The 12952-nt window shown below is 59.7% G+C and carries 6 protein-coding genes and 2 pseudogenes; 3 read left to right on the forward strand and 5 right to left on the reverse strand.

Annotation, left to right across the window (positions count from 1 at the left end; translation table 11 throughout):
* Positions 1–9 precede the first annotated feature (9 nt).
* The 4 genes and pseudogenes from AGR7B_RS10445 to AGR7B_RS10460 form a co-directional block, all read right to left on the reverse strand.
* Positions 10–928: pseudogene (locus AGR7B_RS10445) on the reverse strand (DUF930 domain-containing protein).
* Between the two features lie 196 nt (positions 929–1124).
* Positions 1125–3179 (reverse strand): RNA polymerase sigma factor RpoD, encoded by a 2055-nt coding sequence (gene rpoD, locus AGR7B_RS10450; protein ID WP_065655752.1) that lies wholly within the window; start codon positions 3177–3179, stop codon positions 1125–1127.
* Between the two features lie 393 nt (positions 3180–3572).
* Entirely contained in the window at positions 3573–5558 is a 1986-nt protein-coding gene (gene dnaG / locus AGR7B_RS10455) for a DNA primase (protein WP_078051817.1), read from the reverse strand.
* A gap of 379 nt (positions 5559–5937) precedes the next feature.
* Entirely contained in the window at positions 5938–6390 is a 453-nt protein-coding gene (locus AGR7B_RS10460) for a GatB/YqeY domain-containing protein (RefSeq protein WP_003522833.1), read from the reverse strand.
* 335 nt (positions 6391–6725) lie between these two features.
* Between AGR7B_RS10460 and carA the strand changes: the two genes are divergently transcribed.
* The gene (gene carA, locus AGR7B_RS10465; RefSeq protein WP_080856598.1) at positions 6726–7931 is read left to right on the forward strand and encodes a glutamine-hydrolyzing carbamoyl-phosphate synthase small subunit; all 1206 of its coding nucleotides are present in this window, start codon (positions 6726–6728) and stop codon (positions 7929–7931) included.
* Between the two features lie 38 nt (positions 7932–7969).
* Here carA and AGR7B_RS10470 read toward each other — a convergent pair whose 3' ends face one another.
* Complete coding sequence (locus AGR7B_RS10470; RefSeq protein ID WP_080856599.1) at positions 7970–9367, reverse strand: MATE family efflux transporter; 1398 nt, start codon at positions 9365–9367, stop codon at positions 7970–7972.
* A gap of 330 nt (positions 9368–9697) precedes the next feature.
* Here AGR7B_RS10470 and mcpU point away from each other — a divergent pair, with 330 nt between their 5' ends.
* Positions 9698–11788: a methyl-accepting chemotaxis protein McpU gene (gene mcpU, locus AGR7B_RS10480; protein WP_080856601.1), complete on the forward strand. Its 2091-nt coding sequence runs from the start codon at positions 9698–9700 to the stop codon at positions 11786–11788.
* Between the two features lie 187 nt (positions 11789–11975).
* Positions 11976–12952, forward strand: a pseudogene (locus AGR7B_RS10485) (IS4 family transposase); the annotation flags it as partial.

Here is a 12952-nt window from a genome sequence, read left to right on the forward strand (position 1 = left end):
AACCCGCCCTCACTGAAATCTCGTAAAGCCCCGCTTTTTCGCGTCTTCCGGGCTGACCTCATTTCCGATTTTAAACCGGAACTCCGTCACCGTGTAATTTTCCAGATCGACTTCGCACTGGAACGAGACGTCATGCCAGCCACTGCCGGTGTTGAACGCGCCGCCGGAAGCATCGATCGAATTACCGGAAATCCTGCCGCCCGTGTCCGAATAGGGGATCATGCCCCTGGCGGCAAATCCCGCGCCCTGAATCTGGGCCAGGGCTTCGGTGCTGCAAAGCTGAACGACACGGCGACGCGGTGGCAGATCGCCAAACATCTGGCGTCTCTGGGCCGGTGACAGCATCGACGAAGACAGGAGGTTTTTTGGCCGCCGGAAGTTTCGCGGGTTTCTTTTCCGTCACTTCCGCCGGCTTTTCCTCAGCCGGCTTGGCCTGCGGCACCGGCGGCTGATCGGGCTGCGCTTCTTCCTTCACGGGTGAAACCGCGATCTCCCCCTGTGCGGCGGAAGCCTGAAGATCGCTGTTGGCGGCAGGAGCTGCGGGCTTTTCCTCAGCCGTTTTTTCAGGCTGGCTTGCAGGCTCCGCGGAAGGCTCGGTCTTTTCCGCTTCCTCCGTCTTGCCCGGCTTGTCCTCGGGGTCCGCCTGCGCTTCCTCGGGCCTCATGGCGATGGCCGGCAACGTCGCCTGCGGCGGCGGCAAAGGTTTTGCCTCTTCCGCTGGAGGAGCGGGCGGCGGTGGGGGTTGCGGCTTTTCCTCTTTCGCGTTCTCTTCACCCGGCGGCGGGGCCTCTTCCGCCTTTTTCTCCTCAGGCGGCGGCACCAGATCGACGCTGATGCTTTCCGGCTCCTGCGGCTCGGCTATCCGCTCCGGCAGCTCGAAAAAGAAAAGCGCGACGACGGCAAGATGCAGCAGCACGGAGACGGGCACAGCCCATCCTCCCCTCCGCCATTTGCCTGCCGAAATCTGTTGCATCTCATCGAACCAAATCGAACCCGGGCTTATCCAGCAAAAGCGGAATGCCTGTTTTCACACATAAGGCTTGTCGCAGAGTTCGCCAGTGCGGGAAACAAAAAACCCGGCCAGCGCTGACTGACCGGGTTCAATTTTAAAGGAAGCGGAACGCTTAGCTGTCGAGGAAGCTGCGCAGCTTTCTGGAGCGGCTCGGATGCTTCAGCTTGCGCAGCGCCTTCGCCTCGATCTGGCGGATACGTTCGCGCGTGACCGAGAACTGCTGGCCGACTTCTTCCAGCGTATGGTCCGTGTTCATGCCGATGCCGAAGCGCATGCGCAGAACGCGTTCTTCACGCGGCGTCAGCGAGGCCAATACGCGGGTGGTCGTCTCGCGCAGGTTCGCCTGAATGGCGGCGTCAATAGGCAGCAACGCGTTCTTGTCCTCGATGAAGTCACCGAGATGCGAATCCTCTTCGTCGCCCACGGGGGTTTCGAGCGAAATCGGCTCCTTGGCGATCTTCAGAACCTTGCGCACCTTTTCCAGCGGCATGGCCAGCTTCTCGGCCAGCTCTTCCGGGGTCGGCTCGCGGCCGATCTCGTGCAGCATCTGGCGCGAGGTGCGAACGATCTTGTTGATCGTCTCGATCATGTGAACCGGAATACGGATCGTGCGGGCCTGGTCGGCAATCGAACGGGTGATTGCCTGCCTGATCCACCAGGTCGCATAGGTCGAGAACTTGTAACCGCGACGGTATTCGAACTTGTCGACCGCCTTCATCAGGCCGATATTGCCTTCCTGAATGAGATCGAGGAACTGCAGACCACGGTTGGTGTATTTCTTCGCAATCGAGATCACGAGACGCAGGTTGGCCTCGACCATCTCCTTCTTGGCGATACGCGCTTCGCGCTCGCCCTTCTGCACCATCGAAACGATGCGGCGGAATTCGGCGATGGAAATGCCGGTTTCCGTGGAGAGGTTCTGGATCTCCTGACGGATTTCCCGGATCGTGTTGCTTTCCTCGCGCGCGAATTCCTTCCAGCCGCGCGCGGCCAGATTGGCAATCGACTTCATCCAGTTCGGATCGAGTTCCGCACCGTGATACTGCTCAAGGAAGCTGTCGCGCTTGACGCCATAGGATTCGGCAAGGCGCAGCAGGCGGCCTTCATTCTGCATCAGACGCTTGGAAATGTCGTAGAGCTGCTCGACAAGGCTGTCGATACGGTTCTGGTTCAGCGAAAGCGACTTGACGGCCGTGATCAGCTGATCCTTCAATTCCTTGTAACGGCGCTCCTGGCCGGAAGAGAGCGTACCGGTGCAGGCCAGACGCGCCTCAACCTGCTGATCCTGAAGCTTGCGCAGCTTCTTGTAGGTGTCAGCGATGGTGTCGAGCGTTTCCATGACCTGCGGACGCAGTTCGGCTTCCATCGCGGCAAGCGAAAGATTGGACTCGTCGTCGTCCTCTTCTTCCTCTTCCGGCGGAAGGCCATCGCCGCCCACATCCGTCACATCCTCGTCGCCGGTCGGCGCACGCAGCTTGCGGGTCTTTTCCTTCTCTTCGGCGGCCTTGCGGTCCGCTTCGATCTTTTCCGGGCTCTGGAACTGGGGAGCCGCCTTGGCTTCCGGACCGGAATAGGTGGTTTCGAGATCGATGATCTCGCGCAGCAGCGTCGTGCCTTCGTTGAGTTCGTCGCGCCAGATGATCAGCGCCTGGAACGTCAGCGGGCTTTCGCACAGGCCCGAAATCATCGTTTCGCGGCCGGCCTCGATACGCTTGGCGATGGCGATTTCGCCTTCGCGCGACAGAAGCTCCACGGAACCCATTTCGCGCAGATACATGCGCACCGGGTCGTCGGTACGGTCGGTCGGTTCTTTCTTCTTGGCGGTCGCAAGCGCGGTGCCGCCGGAAGGGGCAAGTTCCCCGCCCTCGGAATCGTCGCTATCGGAATCGCTGTCGTCGTCGCTGCTGGCGGCTTCCTCGGCGTCCTCGTCCTCGATCACGTTGATGCCCATGTCGGACAGCATCGCCATCGTGTCCTCGATCTGCTCGGAGGTCACCTCTTCAGACGGCAGGACGGAATTCAGCTCGTCCATCGTCACATAGCCGCGCTTCTTGGCGGCCTTGATCATTTTCTTGACCGCGTCATCCGAAAGGTCGAGAAGCGGGCCGTCCGTCGCACCGTCGCGTTCGTTTTCTGCTTCTTCGTTTTCTTTGACTTTGGTTGCCATCTATCTCGTCGCTTTCCCTGACGCTAACACCTGTTCCGCAGCATCGCCGTCCGCCCCTTGAGCATCCGGCGCATTGCCGCGAATCACTGTCAGACACCTAACGGAGTGATCTTTAATTGCCGATTAACCACGGCAGCCTCAGGCAGAATGCAAAGACAGTGCACCCGGAAATGCTTGCTCATGCAATTTCTATCCGCCAAGGCTCATTCCACCTTACTTTTCCTGAAATGGTGATTCCCGCTATTTCCCGCCCCGTCAAGCCTTTGAGGGCGAGACAGCCAAGGAAATTCTTAAAAAGAGCCGCATTTTGCGGATTATCACCAGACTATCCCCTATTTAGGACGCCTGCCGCAAAAGGCAACCCCAAACACCTTTCAATTCTGCGGACCGCCCTCAGCCATGGCCGACGGCCGGCCCCTTCACCCGGCCGGACATGACCCCGAAACCATCGATGATCGCCTCCTGATTTTCCATACGGCCAATTTCCAGCTGCACTTCGGCCAGCGCCCGCACCAGCAATGTACCGCGTTCGTCATCCGTCGCCTCGGCGATTTCCCGCTCCAGTTCCTTTTTTTGCCAGAGCAGGGATTTCGTCCTCTTATGCAGGGAAAGGGCCTGCACATAACCCTCGCGCGCATCCTCCATCGCCGCCTGCTCCGTCGCCGTCCACAGGCGGGCATTGCGCACCTGCTGGTCCATGGCCTTCAAAAGCACCTCGAAACCCTGCTGTGACAGGCGCTCGATCAGCCCTGCCCGCGAAATCTCCGCCGCACTTTCCGCCGCATAGGTCAGCACCGTCGACCACAGGCGCTGCAAATCGCGGTTTTCGTAGTCGATAGCGGCGATCTCGTCATATTCCTCGAGCAGCAATTCGGGATGGTTGACGATGGTGATGGCAAGAACGCTTTCCCGGAGCGAAGGCTTTGTCTGATAGCCCCTGACAAGGCCAGACTGCGCAAGCCGGTCGGAAATGCTGCTGGCCGGCGCGGCCATCGCCCCGCCCCGCCCCGGCGCATTGCGCTGGAAGCCGCGTCCCGCGGGCTGCGCGCCGTTGCGGCGAAAATTGCCGTTCTGAGCCCCGCCCTGCTGAAAACGCGGCTGGAAAAAGCCGTTCAGCCTGTCGCGCATATCCTGCTGGTAAAAACGGCGCACTGTCTCGTCGCCGATAACGGCCACGATCTGCCGCAACCGGCTTTCAAGCTGCGCGCGTTTTTCCGGTGTATCGAAAGTGACGCCGGAGGTCTCGCGGCTCCAGATCATCGCGGCCAGCGGCTTGGCTTCAGACAGCACCCGGTCGAAAGGCGCGCGTCCCTCCAGCCGCACGAGATCGTCTGGATCCTTGCCATCGGGCAAAAGCGCGAAGCTGACGGAACGATCCGGCTTGATATGCGGCAAGGCAAGGTCGGCCGCACGGTTGGCGGCGCGAATGCCAGCGCCATCGCCATCGAAGCAGAGGATCGGCTGCGGCGACATTTTCCAGAGGAGATCGAGCTGGCTTTCGGTCAGCGCCGTGCCGAGCGGCGCGACGGCATTTTCCACACCCGCCTGATAGAGCGCGATGACATCCATATAACCTTCGACGGCGATGACCGAACCGCCGGCCGCCTGCGAGGCGCGCCGGGCGCGGGCGAAATTGTAGAGAACATTGCCCTTGTGAAAGAGCTCTGTTTCGTTGGAGTTCAGATATTTCGCCACCGCATCCGCGGCCATGGCGCGGCCGCCGAAAGCGATCACCTTTTCCCGCGAAGACAGGATCGGGAACATGATGCGGTCGCGGAAGCGGTCGTAGGAGACCGGCACATTCTCATGCACCACCAGCCCGCAGGCCTCCATCTGTTCCTTCGTCACGCCCTTGCTCGCCAGATGCTCTTTCAGCGCATTGCGGCTATCGGGCGCATAACCCAGCCGGAAAGTCTCGATGGTGCGCCCGGTCAACCCGCGATCGCGCAGGTAAGCCCGCGCCCGCGCACCGAGAGCGGTCTGCAACTGGTCCTGAAAGAACAGCGTCGCCATTTCCATGACGTCCTGAAGCGAAGTGCGCTCGCGCTCGCGCTTTTCCGCCTGCGGATCGGGCTGCGGCATGGAAATGCCGGCCATATCGGCAATCTGCTGCACGGCCTCCGGAAAACTCAGGCCCTCAAGCTCGGTCAGAAAGCGGAAGTGATCGCCGGAAACGCCGCAACCGAAGCAATGATACCGCCCCTTGCGGTCCTCGCAGTGGAAGCTCGGGCTTTTCTCACCATGGAACGGGCAGCAGGCCCAATAATCCCCGCGCGACGTATTGGTCTTCTTCTTGTCCCAGGACACACGTCGGCCGATCACATCGGAGATGTGCACGCGGTCGCGTATCTCATCAAGGAAAGAGTTGGAAAAGCGCATGGGTTACCTATTCGAGGCCAGTCTTTCATATAAGCGCGGAAAGAGGCCAGCACAAAACTTAAAGAACAGGAATACCCGATATTCACAGGCCACGACGGCGAAATCACATCGCCATTGCGCCCGCTTCGGGCAAATTTATGGCACCGCAGCATCACCAAAAATTATGTTTTTGTAATTTGAGCCGGCCGCGGCGGCGATGTAAAAACATCAGCGAAGGCAGCAATTGACCTCCGTATAATCTGCCGACGCCCGCAGGCACGTCCCCCGAAAAAAGCCTGTGAAGGACCGCATTTTGATCCGCCGGAATGCGCTTTCGTCGACAGAAAAAGGCAGGGCAGCCCACATCTGCCCTGCCTTTACTTTTTAAGGATGCCGGAACTTACTTCAGCAAATCCTTGACGACGCCGGAAGCCTTGGCGAAGTCGATCTGGCCGGGGTAGCGCTCCTTCAGCGCATTCATGCACTTGCCCATGTCGCGCAGGCCGGACGCGCCGGTCTCAGTGATGACGGCCTGGCAGAGTTCGCGCACCTTCTCGGCCGGGATTTCTTCCGGCATGAATTCCTTGATGATGACGATTTCCTCGCGCTCCTGAGCGGCAAGCTCGGGGCGGCCGGCGCCTTCATAGATATTGGCGGATTCTTCCCGCTGCTTCACCATCTTGGTCAGGATCTGCATGATGTCCTCATCGCTGACGGGGTCCTTTCCCACGCCGCGATTGGCGATATCGCGATCTTTGATGGCGGTCTGGATGAGGCGCACGGTCGAGGTGCGGCGTGCATCACGAGCCTTCAATGCGTCCTTCAAAGCGTTTGCGAACGTGTCGCGCATCATTTTTCTTCTCCTTGGGAAAGCGCTTTCCGCAGCTTCTCGATACGGAAACTTTCCACCTCATTTTGCGAAACGACATAAACGAGCAGACACGCTCAAGCAAATCAAATGCATAAGACCTTGAAAATACGGTGGTTTAATTCCACGTAAATCTTGGCCCTGCGGTTGACCGCTTGGGCTGCTTTCGTTATTTTCCGGCACCTGCACGAGATTTTAACGAAGGGTCGGAACGCGAGCTTTATCGCGCGCCCCTTTATGTCACGAAGCCTGCGACAAAAATGGCCCCTTACCCCCTGCCTTTCAAGAGGCGGGGTGCGAAGCGGCAGAAACGGAACGAGATGACCGAGACAGCGCCCTGGACTACCCGCAAACCGACCGCAATGCTTGTTCTTGCCGATGGCACGGTGATTGAAGGAACGGGCATCGGCGCAACCGGCAAGGTTCAGGCCGAAGTCTGCTTCAATACGGCGCTGACGGGTTACGAGGAAATCCTGACCGATCCTTCCTATCTCGGCCAGATCGTCACCTTCACCTTCCCGCATATCGGCAATGTCGGCACCAATGAGGAAGACATCGAAGACCTGACGCCCGCCGCCCGTCGCGGCGCGGTCGGCGTCATCTTCAAGGCCGATATCACCGATCCCTCGAACTTCCGCGCCGTCAAGCATCTGGATGCCTGGCTGAAGGCCCGTGGCGTCATCGGCCTCTGCGGCATCGACACCCGCGCGCTCACCGCATGGATCCGCGAAAACGGCGCGCCGAACGCGGTGATCGCCCATGACCCGAACGGCGTCTTCGACATCGAAGCGCTGAAGGCGGAAGCCAAGGCATGGAGCGGCCTCGTCGGCCTCGACCTCGCCATCGAAGCCACCTCCGGCCAGTCCTCCACCTGGACGGAAACGCCTTGGGTCTGGAACAAGGGTTACGGCACGCTCGGTGAAGCCGATGCGAAATATCACGTCGTCTGCGTGGATTTCGGTGTGAAGCGCAACATCCTGCGCCTCTTTGCCGGTCTGGATTGCAAGGTCACGGTCGTTCCGGCCCAAACGTCGGCCGAAGACATTCTGGCGCTGAAGCCTGATGGCGTGTTCCTGTCCAACGGTCCGGGAGACCCGGCCGCGACGGGCGAATATGCCGTGCCGGTTATCCAGAACCTCATCAAGAGCGAGCTGCCGATCTTCGGCATCTGCCTCGGTCACCAGATGCTCGGCCTTGCCGTTGGCGCAAAGACGGAGAAGATGCATCAGGGCCACCACGGCGCGAACCATCCGGTCAAGGACTTCACGACCGGCAAGGTGGAAATCGTCTCGATGAACCACGGCTTTGCGGTGGATACCAAGTCGCTGCCCGAGGGCGTGGAAGAGACCCATATCTCGCTGTTCGATGGCACCAATTGCGGCCTGCGCATCACCGGCAAGCCGGTCTTCTCTGTCCAGCATCACCCGGAAGCATCGCCAGGCCCGCAGGACAGCCACTATCTCTTCCGCCGCTTCGTTAACCTGCTGCGTGAAAAGAAGGGCGAGGCAGCGCTCGCCGAGCGCTGATACCTCGTAAAATCCGGAAAGATTATGCGGCCCGCTTTTCAGCGGGCCGTTTGCATTTCACGCTTCACCAGAAGGACGAAGCGGATGGTGAGCAGAACCGCCGCCGTCGAAAGGCCGATCACGAAGCCGAACCAGACGCCGCGCCCGCCAAAGCCGAGCGGAAAGGCCATGGTCCAGGCAAGCGCCAGCCCAATTGGCCAATAGGAAATCAGCGCCAGCATCGCCGGAATGCGCGCATCCTTCAACCCGCGCAGCAGGCCTGCTGTGACCGCCTGAATGCCATCGACAAGCTGGAAGATGCCGGCAATCACCACGAGGCTGCTGGCATAGGCAAGCACTTCCGCAGCTTCCGGTAGTTTGGGATCGAGGAACCACTTCGCCAGAAATTCCGGCACCGCCGCAAACAGGATGCCGCCGCAGATGGCGATGCCGCAGGCGATGGCGTAAATCATGATAGAAGCACGGATGAGGTTCTTGAAATCCCCCTGCCCCCGCGCCACGCCCACACGAACCGTCGCCGCCTGGGAAAGACCAAGCGGAATCATGAAGGCAATGGAGGCGAGCTGCAGGGCAATGCCGTGGGCGGCAAGCTGCACCGTGCCTATCTGCCCCATCAGGATCGAGGCGGCAGCAAACAGGGTCACCTCGGCGAGAATGGTGATGCTGATCGGCAGGCCAAGACGCAGCACTTCGAAAAGCGCGTGCCAATCAGGCCGCCAGAAGCGCACGAACAGCTCGTATTTCTTCGTTTCCTCACGCGTCTGCACATAGGCGACAATGAAAATGAAGCTGAAGGCGTTGACGATGACCGCAACGACGGCCGCACCATTCATGCCCATGGCGGGCAATCCGAAATGGCCGAACACCAATGCATAGGCCAGCACACCGTTCATCACCAGCATGATGATGGTGACATAAAGAATGATGCCCGCCCGCCCGATGGCGCTGACAAGCCCGCGCAGCACGTAAAATAGCAGCGCCGGCAAAAGGCCGAATTTCGCGATGGCGAGATAATGGCCGGTCAGCGCCGCCACATTGGGGTTCTGCCCAAGAGAAATGAGAATGCGCTCGGCATTGAAGAAAATCGGCAATGCAAGCAGCCAATAGGCGATTGCCACCCACATGCCCATGCGCAGCGAGCGGCGCGCGGATGTCGCATCACCCTGCCCGTAAGCCTGCGCTACCATCGGCACCACGGCCACGGAAAAGCCGGAGCCGAAAATGAAGACGACGAAAAAGAACTGTCCGGCCAGCACCATGGCCGCCAGCTTTTCGGCGCCAAGTTGGCCGACGATGACCATATCAGTGGTATGGATGCCAAGCTGCGCGAGCTGTGCACCGATAAGCGGAATTCCCAGCACAAGCGTAGCCTTGAAATGCGAAAACCACGACCCCGATCCAGAAGGAACGGTTCCTGCAACAACCGACGAAGACATTGTAATTCACCTGAACTTTGGCCATTGCCCGCGAATTGCGCAACGGCAGCACGGTGATGAATAAAATATTCCCCTCCTGCACGCAACCTTTGCGGATCGATGATCAAAATTTACGCAAAACGGCAATCTGGGGCCCCCATCGGCGAACCCTGATAACAAAAGACAAATTTAGCCGAATTTTACCATTTCAATTTACTTATTAGAATATTGCGTAGTTCTTCTAAACCAAAAGCTGCATGACGCAGAATATTCCCGCCTTTAAGGCATGTCTCTCCCCACCATTACCCTAGATGAGCCGAACGGATTCACCCGGTTTCAAGGACGTGTAGCTTGCCTAAAAAAACCAATCTCATGACGCGCATTCTCGTTGCTGCGTCATCACTTGTCGTCGCCGCCTTTGCCGGCTTCTCTTTTTACATCGACAGCCTTCAGCATCGCGTCACGACGGAAGCGGTGGCGGAAAACATCGATTCATCCGGCAAACAAGCGGCGCAAAGCATCGCCAACTGGCTGAATGGCCGCATCATGCTGACCGAAACGGTGGCAAAGACGCTGGCCAAGCTTCCGGATAACGAAGCAAAGCTGCATTTTCTGGAAAACGACGTGCTGACGGCACAATTCATGTCGACCTATTTCGGCAATGCCGACACCGGCAGCTTCACCACCTTCCCGAAAACGCCGCTGCCTGAGGGTTATGATCCGCGCAAGCGCCCATGGTATCTGGATGCGGTGAAAGCCGGCAAGACGGTTCTGACCGAACCTTACAATGATGCATCGACCGGCGGCCTCATCATCACCGCCGCCATACCCGTTTCCATCGATGGCAAGCTTGCTGGCGTGACAGGCAGTGACTTCTCGCTGGACTCGCTGGTGAAGATGATCAAGTCGGTGGATGCTGGCGCAGATGGATATGCATTCCTCGTCAGCAAGGATGGCAAGATACTCATCCATCCCGACCCAAAATTCGTCGACAAGCCGATGGCCGATCTCTTCAAGGTCAATACGCCAGCGATTTCCTCCGCGATCTCCCAGACCGAGATCGACGGCAAGGGCAAGATCACCAGCTTCATTCCGGTCGCCGGCCTGCCCTCGGTCGACTGGTATCTCGGCTTTGTCGTCGATTCCGATGTTGCCTACAGCGCAATCGGCCAGTTCCGGCTCGCGGCAACCATCGCCACGATCCTCGCAGCGACGATCATGATCGGACTTCTCGCAACCGTCCTTTCCCGCTTCATCGTCCGCCCCGTCACGCAGATGACGTCCGCCATGGAAGGCCTTGCCGCCGGCAACCTCGATGTCGCCATTCCCGGTCAGGAGCGCACCGACCAGATCGGCTCCATGGCCGCAGCCGTTGCCGTGTTCCGTTCGAACGCCATGGAGCGCCTGCGCCTTGAAGGCGACGCCGAACAGAACCGTACGCTCTCCGAACAGGAGCGCAACGAGCGTGAAAGACTGGCGGCAAAGGACGCCGCCGACATCCAGTTCGCGGTCGATTCGCTTGCCCGGGGACTGGCGCATCTTTCCGATGGCGACCTCAATTACCGCATCGACACGCCCTTCGTGACCCGCATCGACCGTCTGCGCGATGATTTCAACAATTCCGTCGCCAAGCTGAACGCAGCCCTCAGCACCGTCGGCCAGAACGCCCTCGCAATCGATGCGGGTGCCGGTGAAATCCGCCAGTCGGCCGATGATCTGGCGCGACGCACCGAACAGCAGGCGGCTTCCGTCGAGGAAACAGCGGCCGCTCTTGAGGAAATCACCACGACGGTCAAGGATTCCGCGCGCCGTGCGGAAGAAGTCGGCCGTCTGGTCGACCGCGCCCGCGGCAATGCCGAACAGTCCGGCGTCATTGTGGAAGATGCCGTGCGCGCCATGGAAGGCATCGAAAAATCATCGTCCGAGATCAGCAACATCATCGGCGTGATCGACGAAATCGCCTTCCAGACCAACCTGCTCGCTCTGAATGCCGGTGTTGAAGCTGCCCGCGCCGGTGAGGCCGGCAAGGGTTTTGCCGTCGTCGCCCAGGAAGTGCGCGAGCTTGCCCAGCGCTCAGCCAATGCGGCAAAGGAGATCAAGACGCTGATCAACGCCTCGACATCGCAGGTGCAGTCCGGCGTTGAACTTGTCGGCAATGCCGGCAAGGCGCTGGAAACCATCGTCCGCGAAGTGCAGGAGATCAACCGCCATATCGACGCGATCGTCACCGCATCGCGCGAACAGTCGACAGGTCTTCAGGAAATTAACACCGCCATCAACACCATCGATCAGGGCACGCAGCAAAATGCCGCCATGGTCGAGGAACAGACGGCAGCAAGTCATGGCCTCGCCTCGGAAGCGGCGGCGCTCAACGAGTTGCTCGCGCAGTTCCAGCTCGCCACGGCCAGCCGGCGGCAGGCGGAATATGGGCGGGCTGCTTAAGGGGAAAAGACCGTGGCCGGAGCGCTATCGTCACCAGATCGCTGCCAGCCGCTACCTACTCTCGACGTCATCCTCGGGCTTGTCCCCTGCTGTCCGGTTTAAATTTGGTGGACATGGCGCACGGTGTTGATTCTACTCGTATTCGAGCGTTTGGCGACGATCTCGGACACGAAAGAGGAGCAACACCGTGCGGCACAAGAATAGCGTCTTTCATGATCTTTTGAAGCGTATTCCCTGGGCGGCGTTTGAGCGGCTTGTGGATGAACACGGGGCTGACAAGCATGTCCGCCGGCTGTCGACCAAAAGCCAGTTCGTCGCCCTCCTGTATGGGCAGTTGGCGGGTTCGGTGAGCCTGCGCGAGATCGTCTTTGGCCTGGAGAGCCACTCTGCACGGCTCTATCATGTCGGCGCAAAGCCGGTGTCGCGCTCGACGCTTGCCGATGCCAATCGTCTGCGTCCGAGCCCTGTCTTTGCCGGGCTGTTTGCGCAGATGGTGGCGATGGCGGGACGCGGCCTGCGCCGGGCGGTGGGCGAGGCAACCTACCTCATCGATGCGACAGGGGTTCGCCTCTCCGGTGCCGGATCGCAGTGGGCGCGGTTTTCCCATCAAGCCTGCGGCGTCAAGGTCCACATCGTCTACGATGCGGATGCCGAACAACCGATCTATGCGGCGGTCACGCCGGCCAATATCAACGACATCACGGCTGCCAAGGCCATGCCGATCGCATCAGGCGCAACCTATGTCTTTGATCTTGGCTATTATGATTTCGGCTGGTGGGCCAAGCTGGACAAAGCCGGATGCCGGATCGTCACCCGGTTCAAGTCGCATACGCCGCTGACGGTCACCCATGAGCAGGCGGTGGACGGCGACGGTGTCATCCTGTCCGACCGCATCGGCCTGTTGCCGGCCCGCCAGGCCAAAAGCCGCAAAATCCGTTCAGCGATCCGGTCCGCGAGATCACCATCAGGACCGAGACGGGAAAGGTGTTGCGCATATTCTCCAATGATCTCGATGCACCGGCTCACGAGATCGCCGATCTCTACAAGCGCCGTTGGGCGATCGAACTGTTCTTCCGCTGGGTCAAGCAGACGCTGAAGATCAGCCATTTTCCTCGGCACGTCAGAAAATGCCGTGCGCATCCAGATCGCTGTCGCCCTGATCGC

It is taken from the genome of Agrobacterium deltaense RV3, assembly GCF_900013505.1.
Classification (GTDB): Bacteria; Pseudomonadota; Alphaproteobacteria; order Rhizobiales; family Rhizobiaceae; genus Agrobacterium; species Agrobacterium leguminum.

Bases quoted from the DNA above. Each gene is read 5' to 3' on its own strand.
- AGR7B_RS10470 (WP_080856599.1), bottom strand. From the start codon at position 9,367: ATGTCTTCGTCGGTTGTTGCAGGAACCGTTCCTTCTGGATCGGGGTCG.
- rpoD (WP_065655752.1), bottom strand. From the start codon at position 3,179: ATGGCAACCAAAGTCAAAGAAAACGAAGAAGCAGAAAACGAACGCGAC.
- carA (WP_080856598.1), top strand. From the start codon at position 6,726: ATGACCGAGACAGCGCCCTGGACTACCCGCAAACCGACCGCAATGCTT.
- AGR7B_RS10460 (WP_003522833.1), bottom strand. From the start codon at position 6,390: ATGATGCGCGACACGTTCGCAAACGCTTTGAAGGACGCATTGAAGGCT.
- dnaG (WP_078051817.1), bottom strand. From the start codon at position 5,558: ATGCGCTTTTCCAACTCTTTCCTTGATGAGATACGCGACCGCGTGCAC.